Genomic DNA, 17,662 nt, shown 5'->3' with positions numbered 1-17,662 from the left:
TATTGAAAGAACAGGATTAAATTATGATTAAAGTAAATGAAGCATTACCAAACGTAGATTTTCAATTTCGTAAAGACGGCTCAACAGTAACAACCAATACAGCAGAGTTATTCGCAAATAAAAAGGTCGTGCTTTTTGCTGTACCAGGCGCGTTTACGCCTACATGTTCAGAAGCACATGTGCCAGGTTATGTTGCTTTAGCGGATAAAATTAAAGCAAAAGGTGTTGATACTATTATTTGTATTTCCGTCAACGATGCCTTTGTGATGGACGCTTGGGGTAAGTCTCAAAATGCTGACGAGCTGATTATGCTTGCTGATGGCGGCGCAGATTTTCATAACCAAACGGGCTTAAGTAAAGATACCGGTTTATTTGGTGGCACTCGTGCCCTTCGCTATTCAATGTTAGTTGAGAATGGTGTGGTGACTCAATTAAATGTAGAAGCGCCACAAGAGTTTAAAGTCAGTGACGCTGAAACTATGTTGTCGCAGCTTTAATTAGGCTGGTTTTTACTTCGACCATTAAGCAGGTTTGTTAACCACATGCCTGCTAATACCGCCGCAAAAAATACAATAAAGTCTGGTTTTAATGTAACTAACTGAACTAGCCCAGGGCCAGGACAAATACCACTTAAACCCCAACCTAAACCAAACAATACTGATCCTAAGATTAAGCGTAAATCCACCAGCTTAAAGTCACTTAGTGTAAAGCTATTTGCCATTAACGGCGCAGAACGTTTAGAAGTCCAACGCCACGCAATCATCATAATTCCCATGGCCACTGCCATAACAAAAATTAGGCTTGCATCCCACTTTTCGCCTACGGTTAAAAAGTTAATCACCTTAGCGGGGTTTGTCATTTGGCTAATGATAAGACCAAGTCCAAAAATTATACCCACCACTAAAGTTAAAGAAAAAGTAACGACTTTGTTTTTCATCTAATCACTCCTTAACCTAACCAGTACATGGCATTGGCTGTTATAAACGCAATAACCATAAAAGTAATAGTGGCGACCCATGAACGAGCAGAAAAGCGTGACATGCCACAAACGCCATGACCACTAGTACAGCCGTTTGCCAGTGACGTACCTACGCCAACGAGTAAGCCCGCAACTACAATTAACCACAGCGGTAAATCCATCTCGCCAACTAGAAGTTCCGGCTGAACAAGCTGCACAATAACACCAGCGATTAATAACCCAGCAACAAATACTAATTTCCAACCTGCTCCTTTTTGAAGCGGGTTTAACAAAGACTGTACTGCTCCAGATATGCCAGCAACTTTCCCAAATACAACTAATAAAATAGCGCTCGCGATGCCAATAAGCGCGCCACCAATGGACGCACTAATAGGAGTAAATTCCGTAAGCACGATTAAAACGCCCACTCAAATGAAGCAGCAAAACCACTTTGGCTCATTTCAAGCGTTATATCTTGATTAGGCGCTAGCATATTACTTCCGGTCACTGATTTTGATGGTGAGTAAAAGGCCATTAAGCTCAATTTAGTATTATCACCTACCGACTGAGTTAACCCGGCCGTGTAATGCCACTCTTGAACGCCAGGCGCCAAAATATTAAATAATGTTTGAGTTGAGGGTATAGGTTGTTCGCCATAGGAAACCCCTAATCGTAGCTTTTGCTCTGCTGTACGCTGCCATTGCCAACCCAGCTTAACCACTGACATGTCTTCCCAGCCAAAACCAGCGCCGTTATCTGCACCTAAAGGCGCAACCATTAAGTTGCTTAGTGGGTTCGCAATACTATTTACTTCAGCGTAGTTAATTTTCTGCCAATCTAACAAAAATTGATGTTCCGAAGACGCTTGCCAAGCAACACCGACTTGCAGTGAACTTGGTAAGTCAAAACCACCTTGTTCTGCAAACAAGCCAGCATATTTATCAAATTCATCCATAGATACCGACGAGCGGTAGCTAAAACCAACACGTAACGGCTCTGATATTTGATGTTGAATACCTACTTGAAGGCCTAAACCTGTAGTAGTGTCTGTACCTTGGTTTGACAGATTCTCAGGCGATGATGAAAAGCCGCCAAAACTCGCTAAACCCGTTGCCTTAAATTGCTGAACCACTAGCAAAGGTGCAAAACCAACTTGTGTTGATTCAGACACTTTATAACTGAAGGTTGGGCTGATGAATAACTGCTTAAGATCAACACCGGTTTTACCTGCGTAAAAAGTACCTTGTTCGGCAGCCGGCGCAGCGTACTCTGTATTCATACCGCCATTCGCATAAACTACAAGCCCTGCATTCCACTTGTCGTTAAGCTTTTTACCAATCGCAAACTCAGGGATCACAAAAAGAGAATTGCCGCTTTCTTTGCCTGGTGACTGAAGATAAAAGCCTTCCGGTGCATAAAAGTCAGGTTGGGAAATACGATATTCACGATCAGGAGAAAAAAGCTCAGCGCCTACAATAATGCCCGTTTTACCGTTTAAGTAATCTAGGTTTAATGCGGCAGGGTTTGTAGCGGCAGACATTAAGTCTTCCGAGATGGCAACGCCTGCACCAGCCATACCTTTATGGCTAGTTCCGTAACCATGAGTAAAGTAACCATTGGTTGCACTGGCAACAGGTGATACAGCAACACTGGCTGCTACTACACTTAATACAAATTGCTTTTTCATTTATAAAACCTTGAATAAATATTATGGGCGAATACTAGTCAAGGTTTGTTATTTCAAAAAAGAATTTAAAAAGATTATATATATCGAAAGTGAATAAAGAAGTTAGCTTATCAACAGCAAACCTCTTTACTTCAAACACTTAATCTTGGACACATGTTAGCCGTTATTTATAATCGATGAATTAATTAAAAACTCAAATAACTGTCAAACGGATTTCTTACTGACTTAAAGCGTCACTTTTAATTTCTTCATATTGCGATAACTCGAATAGCTGTACACCACTAACGCAGCCCAAATAAATCCAAAGGTGACCCAACGTTCTTGGTCAAACTGTTCGTGGTAATAGAAAACGGCAAACATAAACATAATGCTAGGGCCAATGTATTGGAAAAAGCCTAAGGTTGAGTATTCAAGTCTGCGAGCCGCTTCTACAAAACACAACAACGGTGCTGTGGTTACGAGCCCTGCTCCAATAATTAACGCATTTAAGTACCAGCTATTTTCTAACAAGTTAGCCGCTGGACTGTCGGCAAAACCATACCAATACACAATCGCTGGCAATATCAAAACTAGCGACTCTATTAATAACCCTGGCATTGCATCTACCGCTGCTAACTTTCTTATTAGCCCGTATATTGCAAAACTAATTGCCAAGCTAAACGCAATTATAGGGAATGAACCAAAGGTAACCACTTGGATCATTACGCCAACAACAGCAAGTGCGACGGCCGCATATTGTAATTTGGACAGTCGCTCTTTTAAGAATAAGGTGCCTAAGGCGATATTAAGAAGTGGATTAATGTAATAACCTAAACTTGCATCCAGAATATGATCGTTGTTAATAGACCAAATAAATAACCACCAGTTAAAGCCCAGCAATGTGGCACTAATGACAAGGACCAGCAGAGTTTTAGGATCAGTTAGTATTGCCTTAACTTTGTGTAAATTTTTACGAAGACCAATGATCACAACGAGCAGTAATGCAGACCAAATCACGCGGTGTGCAAGAATTTCCAACGACGGCATAAACTGTAGTTGTTTAAAAAACAGTGGCGCTAGGCCCCACATGACAAATGCAAAAACTGCGTAAATCATGCCGTGTTTGGTTTCTAATTTCATTTAGTTTTCTCTAATTTAGGTAATAGGGAGTTAAGCTAATCACGATTTATTTAACATTGACTTAGGTAGTAATACCATAGGAGCAAGCTGTTAATTAAAGCAAGTTAAGTTGGGTTAAGTACAATTGGATTAAGTATAGGTGGATTAACCAACTAGGTAAGTTCCGGTTCCAAAGGCAATTTGATCGCCTTTATTGTTGTGCAGTTCCATACGGCAAACACAAACCCGACTCCCTGAACGAATTAGTTTAGCCGACGCAATAAATTCATCTCCTCGTCCTGGCCTTAAATAATCAGTTCGTAAATCGATGGTGCCCACACGTTTTGTAAATTCAACTAGTTGCTCTTGGTTAACAATGTCCATATTGTCCAGTCGGCTATAAATGGCGAGTATGCCACCTACGGTATCTAGTGCCGTTGCTGTTACACCACCATGCAAGATTTTTTGCATTGGATTACCCATTAGCTTGTCGTCCCAAGCAAATCTAATCTCCGCTTTGTCTGACTCACAAATAGTGATGTTCAAGCCCAAATTTTTATTAAAGTTCAAGCTATTAAAAACACTCGTTAACCAAAGTTGAGTTTCTTGTTTAGATAACATACTTTTCCCTGCCCATGTTGAAGGTTGAGATGGTACAATGCTCACCAAGTTGTGTCACATCTAAAGTTAAGAATCTTTTGTCTGAATTAACAAACTCTCCAATTAGCGTTTTAAAACAAGTCTTTGGCTACTCTGAATTTAGAGAAGGGCAGCAAGCTGTTGTTGACGCGAGCCTAAGCGGCCAAGATGTAATGGTACTGATGCCAACGGGCGGCGGTAAAAGTTTGTGTTATCAAATTCCTGCGTTAATTTTAGATAAAGTCACTATCGTTGTGACGCCTTTGCTTTCGTTAATGAAAGACCAGGTAGACCAGCTATTGGAATCAGGCGTTGCAGCAGCATTTGTTAACAGCCAACAGACTCGTGAACAACAGTCTCACATCCTAAATCAGTTACAGCATGGCGAAATTAAAATTCTTTATGTGTCTCCTGAGCGCTTACTGCAATACCAGTTTTTAGAACACATTAAGTTTTGTGGTGTTGGTTTGTTTGCCATCGATGAAGCTCACTGTTTGTCGCATTGGGGCCACGACTTTAGGCAAGATTATTTACGCCTAAACATGATTAAACAGCACTTTCCAAATGTTCCCATTATGGCGCTAACGGCAACGGCTGATAGAGCCACTCGCTACGATATTGCGGCGCAACTGCAGCTACAAGATCCGTTAGTTCATACCGGTAGTTTTGATCGCCCTAACCTGCGATTCACTATTGAAGAAAAGTTTAAGCCGCTGAGTCAGTTAATGACATTTATGAAATCTCAGTCTGATCAGTCCGGTATTATTTATTGCTCAAGCAGAGCAAGAGTTGACGATATAGCCGAAAAGCTTATTGCGAAAGGTTATCGAGCGGCAGCTTACCATGCTGGTTATGACACAGAGACCAGAAACCGTGTTCAAGAACAATTTCAACGCGACCATGTTCAAATTGTTGTGGCGACGGTTGCTTTTGGTATGGGTATTAACAAGCCTAATATTCGATTTGTTGTGCATTACGACTTACCGCGCACTATCGAAAGCTATTATCAGGAAACAGGCCGAGCGGGACGTGATGGTTTACCGGCAGAGTGTTTGTTATTTTTTGATTCGGGTGATGCACCTCGTATTAAAAAAATGATAGCCGATAATCCCAACGAAGAACGAGTGAAAGTTGAGACGCAACGTTTTAATGCGATGGTGGCATTGGCCGACGCTCAAACTTGTCGTCGCCAAGTCTTACTCAACTACTTTAACGAATTTAGCAATGATGCTTGCGGCAACTGTGACATTTGTTTAGACCCACCAAAGTCTTTTGATGCCACTATTCCTGCGCAACAAGCCTTGTCTTGTATTTATCGTTGTGAACAACGAGTAGGCATTGGTCATGTGATTGATGTTTTACGTGGTAGTTTAAATAGCCGAGTCCGTGAACAAAATCACGACCAACTCTCTACGTTTGGCATTGGTAAGACTCAAAGCCATGAATTCTGGATGAGTATCATTCGTCAATTAATTCACCGAGGTTTTGTAGAGCAAGACATTAGCCGCAACAGCCAGTTGATGCTGACCGATAAGGCCCGCCCAATTTTAAAAGGCGAAGTGGTATTAAACCTAGCTAAACCAAGAATTGGTCGTAAAGTTTACGATGAAAAACCTCTTCTGGTTAACTACGATAAACGTTTGTACGCCAGACTTAAAAGCCTTCGACGTTCTATTGCTGATGAGCATGACGTACCACCATTTGTGGTCTTTAATGATGCAACACTGGTGGATATGGCGAATAAGTTACCAACCAATCAACGTCAGATGTTAGCAGTGTCTGGTGTAGGTGAAACCAAACTCAAACGTTATGGAGAAGCCTTTATTCAGGTTATAAATCGCCACCTTGAAAGCGGCGTTTAAAAAGCTAAACACTAGCTTATAACTTTAAGTTTAAGTTTAAGTTTAAGTTTAATTCTTTCAGTTTAATTCTTTCAGTTTAGTTCTCTCATTGTTGGCCAATAACAAAGCAGCTGTTATGGAGTGACCCATAGAGCTGCCTTTTCTTAAACTTCGTAATCTATCGTGGCCTAACTAAAGCCCCTACTTCAATGACGCGTAATACGCAGCAACATTAATCATGTCTGCGTCCGTTAGCATCGTCGCCATTGGCTTCATGATTGCGTTGTTACGCTCACCAGACTTAAACGCCTTTAATTGTTGCACAATATACGCTGGTTTTTGTCCCGCTAAATTTGGGTACGTTGGGATTGCACTAATACCATTAGCTCCATGACAGGCAGCGCAAGTCGCAGCTTTTGCTTTACCCGCTTCAATATCTGCCGCTTGAACTTGTGTAGAAAACGCAGCCACAGCCGCAATAGCTAATAAAAATGCTTTTTTCATATATACTCCGATTCTCGAAACAAAATAAACTTTAATAAAATTACAGTCATAAAAGTACTGTAATAAAAATAACACCAAAATCTAAAAACAGCGAATAGCGTATACTGTTTTACTAAGATTTTATTAAGCCAGATCAAAAGGCCTCAGGATAATCATGTCTACACAAAAGAATAATCCAGACATTCTATTTAATAACACCTATATCAAATACTTGCCTGAACTAGGCGCAGTGATTAATCCCGCAAAATTTAACAAGCCAAATTGGCTTATTACCAGTATTGATACTGCAGAGCTATTAAGTTCGCCTTCGTTTCCATCTCTTCAATGGCTAAGTGAAAGCTCTTTGGATTGGTTTGCTGGCAAATCATCAATAAGCGGAGCTCAACCTTTTGCACAAAAATACACTGGTCACCAATTTGGTCACTACAACCCACAACTAGGTGATGGTCGTGGAGTACTACTCGGTGAAGTAGAATCTAGCCATGGTCGTTTTGATATCCACGTAAAAGGGGCCGGACAAACGCCCTACTCTAGATTTGGTGATGGCAGAGCTGTGGTTCGCAGCAGTATTCGTGAGTTTTTGGCCTCTGAGGCCCTACATCATTTAGGTATTCCTACCTCTCGAGCATTAGGTGTATTTACCACTGGCGAACAAGTTCAAAGAGAAACAATTGAACAAGGTGCTGCACTAATACGAGTATGTCCGAGTCATATCCGCTTTGGCCATTTTGAAAATGCCTTTCATCATGGTGACACCGACTTACAAACCCGACTGGTTGAATACTGTATAAATCACGTGTTACCGAAAGAACACTCTGATTTAGCCGAGCTGTATAAGGCTGATGCTTCCGACGTTAACATTGAAGAAAAAACGCGTCTATTGTTTCGCTTTACCATAAAACGTACCGCTGAAATGGTGGCTAAATGGCAAGCTCATGGTTTTTGCCATGGCGTAATGAACACCGATAACATGTCTATTTTAGGCCTTACTTTTGACTATGGTCCGTTTGGCTTTTTAGACCAATATAATCCACAACATATTTGTAATCACTCTGATCACACAGGTCGATATGCTTTCGATGAGCAGCCCGGCGTTGCCTTGTGGAACTTAAATGTACTAGGTCACTCTTTGTCAGGCTTACTTGATGGACCAATTTTACGAGCTGAACTTGAGCAATATCAGCCTCATTTATTAGCTGAATATTCAAATTTAATGCGTCAAAAAATGGGTTTTGCAAAACATAAAACCGACGATCGTATTCTGCTTGGCGAGCTTTTATCGTTAATGCAGGAAAACAAAGCCGACTATTCAATTGTTTGGCGCACACTGAGCGAGATGAACAATGTCATTGTTGAAAGCAACAAGTTTACCGACCTGTTTATCGACAGAGATGGAGCGCTTAAATGGCTGCAGAAATACAGTAATCGCCTAGCAATAGAAACACGCAGCGATGAGAAACGAACCCAAACAATGCAAGCCATTAACCCTAAATATATATTACGCAATTATTTAGCACAGCAAGTTATTGAAGCTGCAGAACAGGGTGACAACAAACCTCTTGAAGAACTTTATTCAGTACTAAAACGTCCATACGATTCTCAACCAGAGTACTCACGTTACGCACAACATCCACCCGCATGGAGTGAAGAGCTGAGCATTTCGTGTAGCAGTTAGAAAATCTTGAAAGAAAGTAAGCGTGCACTTACGTTCAATAAAACAGCAACATAAAAGCGCTATTGTGTGCACTTAAGCATTGAGGTTTTAGCCGCTGTAAACGTATAATGACGGCATCAATAAAGGAACTTATTAAATGAACTTATCAGTAGTTATTTTAGCGGCCGGTAAAGGCACGCGCATGAAATCTAGCCTTCCAAAGGTTTTACATCCTGTTGCCCACAAACCTATGGTGCAACACGTTATCGATGCATCGAAGGCACTTAATTCAGACAACATTACTATGGTTTATGGCCACGGTGGTGAACAGTTAAAAGAAGCCCTTTCTTCAAACAAAGTGCATTGGGCGCTTCAAGCTGAACAAAAAGGCACAGGTCACGCAGTTAAAGTCGCTGACGAATTTATGCCTGACGACCAAACTATTCTAATTCTTTACGGCGACGTACCACTTATTCAAACTGAAACATTAGAACGTTTGTTAGCTGTTAAGCCTGAAAAAGGCATTGCACTTTTAACGGTTAAACTAGATAACCCAACAGGTTATGGCCGTATTGTTCGTGATGAAAATGACAAAGTTGTTGGCATCATTGAGCAAAAAGACGCGAATCCAGAACAACTTCTAATTAATGAAGTGAACACTGGCATTATGGCGGTAAACGGTGACTTGTTAAAAGGCTGGTTAGCTAACTTGTCTAGCGACAACGCGCAAGGTGAGTACTATCTAACTGACGTCATTGCAATGGCGAATGAAGCAGGTTATGCCATCAACACGGCTCATCCAGAAAGTGGCATTGAAGTAGAAGGCGCGAACAATCGTGTTCAACTTGCTACGTTAGAGCGTGAATATCAACGTCGTGCGGCAGAGCAGTTAATGTTATCTGGTGCTTCAATGCGTGACCCAGCTCGAGTAGACGTTCGCGGTGACGTGACGGTAGGTCATGATGTGTCGTTAGACGTCAACGTGGTTTTTGAAGGCACTGTTGTTCTAGGCGACAACGTAACCGTTGGTCCAAACTGTGTACTAAAAGATTGTATCATTGAGAGCGGTGCTAATATTGAAGCTAACTCGCTAGTGGACGATGCAAAAGTTGGGGCGAATGCTCAAATTGGTCCATTTGCTCGTTTACGTCCTGGTGCAGTTGTTGGCAATAAAGCCAAAGTTGGTAACTTTGTTGAAATGAAAAAGTCAGTACTTGGTGAAGGTTCAAAAGCAAACCACTTCTCTTATTTAGGCGATGCGACTATTGGCGCTGGCGTAAACATTGGTGCAGGCGTAATCACAGCCAATTACGACGGTGTGAATAAGTTTAAAACGGATATTAAAGACAACGCATTTATTGGTACAAACTCAACGTTAGTGGCGCCAATTACCATTGAAGAAAACGGATTTGTTGCAGCCGGCTCAACGGTGACTAAAAACATCGACAAAGATGGTCTTGCAATTGCGCGTGGCAAACAGCGCAATATTGACGGTTGGAAGCGTCCTACAAAGGACTAGCGGCTTGTTTCTTCGTTAAAATCCATACGCCAGGGAATACCAAATTCACTGGCGTATATTTACTACTCAAAAATCTCAACGTCATTACGAAACTAGCTACTTGTCACCCTTAACTGCCAACTCAAAAAGATCTTCAACAGCTACACCAAAATAGTTTGCGAGCTTTAACGCAATGACAACTGAGGGCGTAAAACGACCTGTTTCAACAGTACTAATTGTTTTTCGTGAAACGCTTATCGCATCTGCTAACTCCTGTTGTGATACCTTTTTATCACTCCTGAATCGTGCAATATCGTTTCGTAAAAAATCAGTCATTGTTACCTCTTAGCTTTATAAGAATGGTCAACCCAAAAGAAAAAAGCATAACACCTATTATCGCTTGGCAAACTTGATTTACTGAAGCCGCTTCATTAGTAATTGAACTTCCATAAAGAGAAAATACAATAAGCGTGGTTAACGACATCGTCCAAGAGTACTTATAAGCCTTTTCATTGATATGGTTAAAAAACTCATCCTCGAAATTTGAGAACCAATAGTTTTTGCTATCAACTTTTTTTCCAGCCTTTATTTGTTTAACCAGACTTACAATTAGTCCAACAAACAAAGCTAAAAATATTAATACCTTAGCTGTAATCAAAGACTCACCTCCTAAAGATGTGGACTTTAAAATATCACTAATAACTGGCAGTAAAATAATACTACCAGTGAAAAAACCCAATAGGCCTGTTTGCTTTAAAAGAATCTCTTCGTTAATTGGTGTTGATTGTGCAGTCATATCTAAATCCTTAATTTTATTTATCTAAACTTGTAACCCTTAGGTATCAAAAGATACCCTAGGGTTACATTAAGATCAAGAGCCCAGTTTAAATAAAATGATTTTATTTTGAGCAACTCCAAACATACGAGTCACAAAAGGACATGGCTAAATGAAATTCTATATGGACTATCAGAGTGTTATATTACTTGCTTGATTCACGTTTGATTATTAGAGGTTACTTTGGCCAAACCGAATGCAAAAGCGCCAGATAAGTCGGTGACTATTTACTGCAAAAAGTGTCAGCAAATCCTTTTTAAATACAAAAAAGGTGGCAAAGGTGCGTTGATAAAGTGTTTTAAAGAGAGAATTACAAAGGATTATACAACGGAGAATTGTACCTGCCCTCAGTGCAACAGTGTGTTTGCTCGTGACACCTTAGTGAGGGGCACGCCTGCTTTTAAATTTATTGGTGGAAAGGTCTGGTTTAAATAACCTAAGCAATGCCCAGCTTTTTCTTCAGATAATCACTAGTGAGGTGTTTTACGACATCAAATGGATCACACTTCTGACCATCTTCATTAAAGACTATTGGACCTATGCGTTCAGCAACGTCTAACGCTGCACGATTAAGCTCTACGTTGCGCTTGCCGATGCCCATTAACGCGCCGCCCATCGCCAACTGAACACGTTTTGACTCTTTGTCTACATTCTTACTTATATTACTGATCACAGACAAGAAAAACTCATCGGTATAAGCCTTAGCTTTTTTCTTGGACAATTCGTAAATCAATCCGTAGGCACAATTGCGTCGAACTTCATCATCACTATTGAGCCACGACTTTGCTACTTCAAACGCGACTGGAGATTTAGCGAGCGTCGCGTCGCATGAAGAAAAAACATGACGCAACATGCCACTATTAAGTTCTTCAACTTGTTGTTCTGCTTGCTCTGTGGTTATTTGTTTTGGATCGTCTATTAACAGACCAAGTACTTTAGCGTCGTAATTATCCGTCGCCCACAATTCATGCGCCAACGGACGATTTTTACCTATTTGTTTAGCAAGTTTACGCTGTACTGTTAATCCAATACCAAAACTAGATAAACCGCCTGTCTCAGTTAGCTTTTGCCAGTTTTCAATGCCACGCGAGTTTTTGTTTTGCTCGAGTAACTCAAACACTTGTGCTTTATTCATCGTCGACCTTTAGGTATTACTTTTGACATTGACAACGAACTTCACCGCTCGATGTTTGCCACTCAATATAATGTCTACCATCTAGGTCTGCGCAGCTCACCGCAATAGTTTGGCAGTGGCTGTTTTTTTCAACTTTGCTGTCGTAAATATTTTCTAATGTTGTTTCAGCAACAACGGCACAACCACTCATTAATAAGGCAACACACAATGTAATCAATTTTTTCATCGTAAATCCTTTTAGCTCTTACTGCGAAAGTAAGAAAAAACCAAAGCCAGCAAACAAGGCTAAGCCTATGATAACCATAGCGGTTAGTGTTTTTGATTGAGTCATAGACTTCAATAAAGCAAACTCTGTTAATGTGCCAGTAAACAACATAGCCGTTGTTTTTAAATCATCTTTTGTCTGCTTTTCCATTCAAACATCCTTAATTCGTTTTAAACTAGTTTACTGTTTATCGACTTCAAATACTGACAGAAAAATGGCTAGCAAGTTCAAAATCTTTGTAACAACTCTTGTTTATAGTCTTCTACATTAACTTCTAGTCTTAGCTCTTCGAGCTTTTCTTTAAGTTCATTTGATTTTTTATTAAGCGCGCTAATCGTGATGGTATTGTCGTCTAAATTATAAAGTTGTTCACAGGCTTTATAATAAAAAGTCATTATGAGCATGGCATCTACATTGTCATCTTCAATCGCGGCTTCAATCTTTTTTTGCTTACGATAAATAAAGTTAATTTGCTGTTTAAGGCGCCAAACATAATAAGCCTCAGCTAAAAATGGGTGTTCTTTATACTTATTAAGTAATGACCCCACAATAATCATACCGAATACAACACCCATCACGTTGAGCCAAAAGTGGGTACCTTCTCTATCAGTAAAAAAGTAAATAGCGGCCTGGGAAATACCCAACGACAAACCAGCAAAGCTTACAATGCTGATAAATATAATAATATTTAAGTGTTTTCGGTAGGTTTGTTTGTCTATAGATTCAAGTTTCATTTGAGATATTCTACTAAATATAATGGATAAAATTGACTTACCACAGTTTAACTTAAAGTATTTATTATTAGGGAATTATGTTAGCGTTTTTAAATGGATATATTACTGCACAGACAACATGTTACTTTTAAATAATACAATGCAGGCTCGCCTCTATTTACAAAAGCGAGCTTTTTTCATCTCCTTTTTCACCGTTGCTGTGCTATTCATTTTTCAACCGTTTGGGACTTACGAGTCGCAAGATTCTTTTAAGTATTTAAAACTCACCGGTTATGGGCTTGCTACGTTCTTTGCCATTATTGTGTCTGGGCTCATTGAGTTGCAGTTAACTCGCTTTAAGTCTCAATATAGGCTTTATCCCGTTGGGATATTAGTTATGAACTTAATCATCGCGGCCGTTTTTAATCACAGTTACTTTGTCGTCGCCATCTTAGAGCAGTGGCATTGGGCCAACCAACTAATGTTTGTTATTTATGTCTCTGCCATTGCTACTTTCCCATTGTCTATCATGTATATACAAGAGCAAAGTCGCCAAGGCATTAAGCAAGAAGCTACTCAACGCACAAAAACGAGCAGTATTGAAGATCAAGCAAAAACACTAGACCCTACAAATGAACGAGCCAACGTACATACCACTGGGTTTACCTTGTATGGCGACAACAAAACAGAGCAACTTACTCTAACGATTGAAGAGCTGGTTTACCTCAAAGCGGCTGACAACTATTGTGATATTTACACTTATAAAAATGAGATGCTACACACCACGGTACTGAGAATTCCTTTATCCCGTGCAATAGAACAGATTCCTTCAAATAAAGGGATCATTAAGTGCCATCGCTCTTATGCCGTCAATTTATCATTTGTAAAAAGTAGCTCAGGCAATGCCAATGGATTACAACTCGCCTTAAACGTGACTGAAGAGAACATACCGGTATCTCGTACATTTGTGGATGCCACAAAACAGTCTTTGTTGGCCACCACAGACACCTAGTCATTCGCCCCTAATAAGCGCAAACAGCCCAAAATAAGGGCTTTCACCCCTGTCCCATTGCTGAGAATGAAAGCCTATCTCACACTTCACCTCGTTAATTAAATTTCATTGAGGAAAGTGAAAATGAACAAAAATATAAAAGCTATATTACTTCTTATCGTATTCGTGTGTTGCCACTTATTCATGCGCAGTCTTTTTCCTTCAGAGTGGGTAAGCACTCTACGTGAATTAGATTCTGGCTCGGGCGTTGTTTTGTCTTTGGTCAGTTGGCTCTTTATTTTTGGGCCTTTTGTCGTATTAACGTTAATCCTGTTTAGAAACGAAGACTGGTTAACCACACTTGGCTTACGCTCTGACAATGGCAAATGGTATTTTAAAGCTGCTGTCATAACCTGTATACCAATGTGTATTGGCTATGCTCACTTATCAACAAGCTTAGATCTATCACTCGCTAATATCTTAACTGGCTCAGTGTACCCTGCCTTTTTCGAAGAAATCATTTTCAGAGGTGTTCTATTTGGGCTTCTGTTTAGAATTTGTAAGTGGGGATTTGTGCCGGCAGCATTGGTCAGCTCACTGATTTTTGGATTTGGTCATCTATACCAAACTAACGATGTTATGTCTGGACTCATGATGTTCGGGTTTATGGCGATCGCAGGTTCTTGGTTTGCTTGGTTGTATTGTGAATGTGGCTATCGAATTTGGTACCCAATGTGGATGCACTTCATTATGAACGCAGCCTACGGCATATTTGGTATGTCAGGTGGTGCAATGGGAGAAGCGGATGCCAATATATTTAAAGCCTCTGCCATTGTATTGAGCATCGTTTATGTCACTTGGTTAATTAAAAATGGTAAGAAAAGAGAAGTAACAAAACAGCGCTTGTTTAAAAACAGAGAGACCGAGGTTACTTTTCAATCAAATAGAGTGACCGCTTAGGTAAAGTTATTGTTTATTTTTGTTACGTTTTGACTATAATACTTTCGGTTCGAAACTTAAGTCGGAAGAAAATGGTACAGAAACGTAACACTCAATCCCGTCGTCGTGCAATTGTTGATAAGGTAATTGCCTTTCAAGAAGTGTCCGTTGAACAGTTAAAAGATGAGTTCAATACGTCTGAGGTCACTATTCGTAAAGACTTATCAGCGCTTGAAGCCAATGGTTTATTGTTACGTAAATATGGCGGTGCAGTGGCACTGCCAACTGAATCTTCAGAGCTAACAAACACTGAAGTTTCAAAAACGAAACAAGCGATAGGTAAAGCGGCGGCGGCTCTTATTAAAGATCACAACCGAATTGTTATTGATAGCGGCAGTACAACGTCCGCTTTATTAGAACATGCTCAATCCGTTCGCGGTTTAGTGGTGATGACAAATTCAATTTCAGTTGCGAATCGTATTCTAGAATTAGAAAACGAACCTACTTTATTAATGACCGGCGGTACGTGGGATGCGCAATCTCATTCATTGCAAGGTCAATTCGCTGAAAACATGTTACGTGCCTATAATTTTGACCAAGCGTTTTTAGGCGCATCAGGTTTAGACGTTGAGCGTGGTACCACCACATTTAATGAGCTGACAAATTTAAGTCGAACCATGGCCAATGTATCGCAGCAAGTTATTGTTATGGCCGAGTCTGAAAAGTTAGACCGAAAGATACCCAATTTAGAATTAGCATGGGAACACATAGATATTCTAGTGACCGATGCTGACATTAATATCGACAGTGAGCGAAAAATTACCGCTCACAATGTCCAAGTAATTAAAGTTTAAGGATTAAATTATGTGCGGAATTGTTGGTGGCGTAGCTGAGCGTCATATTGTAAATATTTTATTAGAAGGCCTAAAGCGTCTTGAGTACCGTGGTTATGACTCTGCTGGTGTTGCACTACTAGAAACTGATGGCACGTTAATGCGTGAACGTGAAGTAGGTAAAGTACAAGCCTTGGCTGATGCTGTAGCAAAGTCTGGTGTTAACGGTGTAACTGGTATTGCACACACTCGTTGGGCAACACACGGTGGCGTTACTCAAAAAAATGCACACCCACACATGTCGAACGAAAAAATTGCCTTGGTGCATAACGGTATTATTGAAAACCACGAAACGTTACGTGAGTCACTTCAAGCGAAAGGTTACCCTTTCAGCTCTGATACTGACACCGAAGTAATTGCTCACTTAGTGAACGAAAACCGTCAATCGTCTGCGTCATTATTAGCAGCCGTTCAAACCTCAGTTAAACAGCTAGAAGGCGCTTACGGTACCGTTATCATGGAGCCGTCAAACCCAGATACTATCGTTGTTGCACGTTCTGGCTCACCATTAGTAATCGGTGTTGGTATTGGTGAAAACTTTGTTGCCTCTGATCAGTTGGCACTTCTTCCAGTAACACGTCGTTTTATCTTCTTAGAGGAAGGTGACGTAGCTGAAATCACTCGTGATCGCATTAGCATTTTCGACACTGATGGCAACCCAGTTGAGCGTGAAATCACTGAGTCTGACATTACTCACGATGCCGGTGACAAAGGTGAATACCGTCACTACATGTTAAAAGAAATTCATGAGCAACCAATTTCAGTTCGTAATACGTTAGCAAATCGTATTAACGACGAAACGGTTATCGAAGAATACTTAGGTGAAAATGCTGCAGCAATTTTAGAGGGTATTGATCACGTTCAAATTATTGCCTGTGGTACGTCTTACCACTCAGGTATGGTTGCTCGTTATTGGTTAGAGTCATTAGCAAACGTTAGCTGTAATGTTGAGATTGCATCTGAGTTCCGTTACAGAAAGTCATACGTGCCTAAAAACTCACTAATCGTAACGATTTCACAATCAGGTGAAACAGCAGATACGTTAGCTGCATTGCGTTTAGCAAAAGAAATTGGTTACAAAGCCAGCTTGTCAGTTTGTAACGTACCTGGTTCTTCACTAGTTCGTGAATCTGATCTTGCGGTTATGACTAACGCCGGTGCTGAAATTGGTGTTGCTTCAACAAAAGCATTTACTACCCAGTTAGTTGCACTTCTTATGCTTACTGCTGCGTTAGGCAAGCAAAAAGGCATGTCAGCTGAATTACAAAAGCAATTAGTTTCAGCACTAGCTAGCCTACCAGCTAAGTTAGAAGAAACCTTGTTAATGTCTGATGGCATTGAAGAGTTAGCAAAAGAGTTTGCTGACAAGCACCACAGCTTATTCTTGGGTCGCGGCGAGCAATATCCAATCGCGATGGAAGGTGCTTTAAAGCTTAAGGAAATTTCTTACATTCACGCCGAAGCTTATGCGGCTGGTGAACTTAAGCACGGTCCATTAGCGTTAATTGATGCAGATATGCCAATTATTGTTGTAGCGCCAAACAATGAACTACTTGAAAAGCTTAAGTCGAACGTTGAAGAAGTTCGCGCTCGTGGTGGCATCTTATATGTCTTCGCTGATAAAGACGCGAAATTCAAGAGCGACGACACTATGCGTGTACTTGAAGTACCACACGTTGATGAGTTGATTGCCCCGATTGTATATACAATTCCTCTGCAATTACTGAGCTACTACGTTGCTATTATTAAAGGTACTGACGTTGACCAACCACGTAACTTAGCAAAATCAGTGACGGTTGAATAATCTGTTCGAACAGGTTGGCCACTAAAAACAACAAAACCTTCAAGCATTGAATAATGTTTGAAGGTTTTTTTATGTGCTCAGTTTGAACATTATTAGTTTCGGCTATATTGTTTCGTTTACTTTTTGTCTGCTTATGTCTGCTTTTTAACGAAGCCGCACTAAACTATTTAACTTAAATAACGTATTAATAAGCCATTACTTCAACTTA

General features: G+C 40.4%; 21 protein-coding genes. 9 read left to right on the top strand and 12 right to left on the bottom strand.

Annotated elements, in window-relative coordinates:
• Positions 1 to 23 precede the first annotated feature (23 nt).
• Positions 24 to 497 carry a peroxiredoxin gene (locus ABD009_RS09680; RefSeq protein WP_343824931.1) on the top strand — a complete coding sequence of 158 codons (474 nt, stop codon included), beginning with the start codon at positions 24 to 26 and terminating at the stop codon, positions 495 to 497.
• On the opposite strand, the gene ABD009_RS09675 is transcribed toward ABD009_RS09680, so the two are convergent.
• The 5 genes from ABD009_RS09675 to ABD009_RS09655 all read right to left on the bottom strand — a co-directional run bounded on the left by ABD009_RS09675 (position 494) and on the right by ABD009_RS09655 (position 4,364).
• A complete protein-coding gene (locus ABD009_RS09675) occupies positions 494 to 937 on the bottom strand; it encodes a DUF6691 family protein (RefSeq protein WP_343824929.1) in 444 nt (147 codons plus the stop codon). The genes ABD009_RS09680 and ABD009_RS09675 overlap by 4 nt on opposite strands.
• Positions 938 to 948: 11 nt before the next feature.
• On the bottom strand, positions 949 to 1,371 hold the full coding sequence (locus ABD009_RS09670; protein WP_343824927.1) for a YeeE/YedE family protein: 423 nt from the start codon (positions 1,369 to 1,371) through the stop codon (positions 949 to 951).
• 2 nt (positions 1,372 to 1,373) lie between these two features.
• Positions 1,374 to 2,645: an OmpP1/FadL family transporter gene (locus ABD009_RS09665; RefSeq protein WP_343824925.1), complete on the bottom strand. Its 1,272-nt coding sequence runs from the start codon at positions 2,643 to 2,645 to the stop codon at positions 1,374 to 1,376.
• 225 nt (positions 2,646 to 2,870) lie between these two features.
• The gene (gene rarD, locus ABD009_RS09660) at positions 2,871 to 3,764 is read right to left on the bottom strand and encodes an EamA family transporter RarD (protein ID WP_155696522.1); all 894 of its coding nucleotides are present in this window, start codon (positions 3,762 to 3,764) and stop codon (positions 2,871 to 2,873) included.
• A gap of 144 nt (positions 3,765 to 3,908) precedes the next feature.
• On the bottom strand, positions 3,909 to 4,364 hold the full coding sequence (locus ABD009_RS09655) for a thioesterase family protein (RefSeq protein ID WP_343824922.1): 456 nt from the start codon (positions 4,362 to 4,364) through the stop codon (positions 3,909 to 3,911).
• A gap of 29 nt (positions 4,365 to 4,393) precedes the next feature.
• Here ABD009_RS09655 and recQ point away from each other — a divergent pair, with 29 nt between their 5' ends.
• Positions 4,394 to 6,244, top strand: a complete 1,851-nt coding sequence (gene recQ, locus ABD009_RS09650; protein WP_343824920.1) for a DNA helicase RecQ — start codon at positions 4,394 to 4,396, stop codon at positions 6,242 to 6,244.
• Positions 6,245 to 6,424: 180 nt separating this feature from the next.
• On the opposite strand, the gene ABD009_RS09645 is transcribed toward recQ, so the two are convergent.
• Complete coding sequence (locus tag ABD009_RS09645; protein WP_155696526.1) at positions 6,425 to 6,727, bottom strand: c-type cytochrome; 303 nt, start codon at positions 6,725 to 6,727, stop codon at positions 6,425 to 6,427.
• 154 nt (positions 6,728 to 6,881) lie between these two features.
• Between ABD009_RS09645 and ABD009_RS09640 the strand changes: the two genes are divergently transcribed.
• A complete protein-coding gene (locus ABD009_RS09640; protein WP_343824916.1) occupies positions 6,882 to 8,402 on the top strand; it encodes a protein adenylyltransferase SelO in 1,521 nt (506 codons plus the stop codon).
• 136 nt (positions 8,403 to 8,538) lie between these two features.
• A complete protein-coding gene (glmU, locus tag ABD009_RS09635; protein ID WP_343824915.1) occupies positions 8,539 to 9,900 on the top strand; it encodes a bifunctional UDP-N-acetylglucosamine diphosphorylase/glucosamine-1-phosphate N-acetyltransferase GlmU in 1,362 nt (453 codons plus the stop codon).
• Between the two features lie 96 nt (positions 9,901 to 9,996).
• On the opposite strand, the gene ABD009_RS09630 is transcribed toward glmU, so the two are convergent.
• Positions 9,997 to 10,215, bottom strand: coding sequence for a helix-turn-helix transcriptional regulator (locus ABD009_RS09630; protein ID WP_155696532.1), 219 nt, complete (start codon positions 10,213 to 10,215; stop codon positions 9,997 to 9,999).
• Positions 10,208 to 10,675, bottom strand: coding sequence for a hypothetical protein (locus ABD009_RS09625; RefSeq protein ID WP_343824912.1), 468 nt, complete (start codon positions 10,673 to 10,675; stop codon positions 10,208 to 10,210). Before ABD009_RS09625 ends, ABD009_RS09630 begins: the two co-directional genes overlap by 8 nt.
• 222 nt (positions 10,676 to 10,897) lie before the next feature.
• On the opposite strand from ABD009_RS09625, the gene ABD009_RS09620 reads away from it, so the two are divergent.
• Entirely contained in the window at positions 10,898 to 11,149 is a 252-nt protein-coding gene (locus tag ABD009_RS09620; RefSeq protein ID WP_343824910.1) for a hypothetical protein, read from the top strand.
• A gap of 1 nt (position 11,150) precedes the next feature.
• Here ABD009_RS09620 and ABD009_RS09615 read toward each other — a convergent pair whose 3' ends face one another.
• From ABD009_RS09615 to ABD009_RS09600, 4 genes are all read right to left on the bottom strand, one after another.
• Positions 11,151 to 11,849 carry a DNA alkylation repair protein gene (locus tag ABD009_RS09615; RefSeq protein WP_343824908.1) on the bottom strand — a complete coding sequence of 233 codons (699 nt, stop codon included), beginning with the start codon at positions 11,847 to 11,849 and terminating at the stop codon, positions 11,151 to 11,153.
• 16 nt (positions 11,850 to 11,865) lie between these two features.
• The gene (locus ABD009_RS09610; protein ID WP_155696540.1) at positions 11,866 to 12,075 is read right to left on the bottom strand and encodes a hypothetical protein; all 210 of its coding nucleotides are present in this window, start codon (positions 12,073 to 12,075) and stop codon (positions 11,866 to 11,868) included.
• Positions 12,076 to 12,093: 18 nt separating this feature from the next.
• Positions 12,094 to 12,264: a hypothetical protein gene (locus ABD009_RS09605; protein ID WP_343824905.1), complete on the bottom strand. Its 171-nt coding sequence runs from the start codon at positions 12,262 to 12,264 to the stop codon at positions 12,094 to 12,096.
• Positions 12,265 to 12,341: 77 nt separating this feature from the next.
• The gene (locus ABD009_RS09600) at positions 12,342 to 12,848 is read right to left on the bottom strand and encodes a DUF3087 family protein (protein ID WP_343824903.1); all 507 of its coding nucleotides are present in this window, start codon (positions 12,846 to 12,848) and stop codon (positions 12,342 to 12,344) included.
• Between the two features lie 118 nt (positions 12,849 to 12,966).
• Here ABD009_RS09600 and ABD009_RS09595 point away from each other — a divergent pair, with 118 nt between their 5' ends.
• The 4 genes from ABD009_RS09595 to glmS all read left to right on the top strand — a co-directional run bounded on the left by ABD009_RS09595 (position 12,967) and on the right by glmS (position 17,454).
• Positions 12,967 to 13,839, top strand: a complete 873-nt coding sequence (locus ABD009_RS09595) for a LytTR family DNA-binding domain-containing protein (RefSeq protein WP_343824901.1) — start codon at positions 12,967 to 12,969, stop codon at positions 13,837 to 13,839.
• 123 nt (positions 13,840 to 13,962) lie between these two features.
• Positions 13,963 to 14,778 (top strand): CPBP family intramembrane glutamic endopeptidase, encoded by an 816-nt coding sequence (locus ABD009_RS09590; RefSeq protein ID WP_343824899.1) that lies wholly within the window; start codon positions 13,963 to 13,965, stop codon positions 14,776 to 14,778.
• 71 nt (positions 14,779 to 14,849) lie between these two features.
• Positions 14,850 to 15,611, top strand: a complete 762-nt coding sequence (locus tag ABD009_RS09585) for a DeoR/GlpR family DNA-binding transcription regulator (protein ID WP_343824897.1) — start codon at positions 14,850 to 14,852, stop codon at positions 15,609 to 15,611.
• 10 nt (positions 15,612 to 15,621) lie between these two features.
• Positions 15,622 to 17,454 carry a glutamine--fructose-6-phosphate transaminase (isomerizing) gene (glmS, locus tag ABD009_RS09580; protein ID WP_343824895.1) on the top strand — a complete coding sequence of 611 codons (1,833 nt, stop codon included), beginning with the start codon at positions 15,622 to 15,624 and terminating at the stop codon, positions 17,452 to 17,454.
• The last annotated feature ends 208 nt before the right edge of the window (positions 17,455 to 17,662 follow it).

It is taken from the genome of Psychrosphaera haliotis (genome assembly GCF_039523615.1).
Classification (GTDB): domain Bacteria; phylum Pseudomonadota; class Gammaproteobacteria; order Enterobacterales; family Alteromonadaceae; genus Psychrosphaera; species Psychrosphaera haliotis.
Note: the sequence above shows the minus strand (reverse complement) of the source record. Positions and strands in the feature narration are given on the sequence as shown.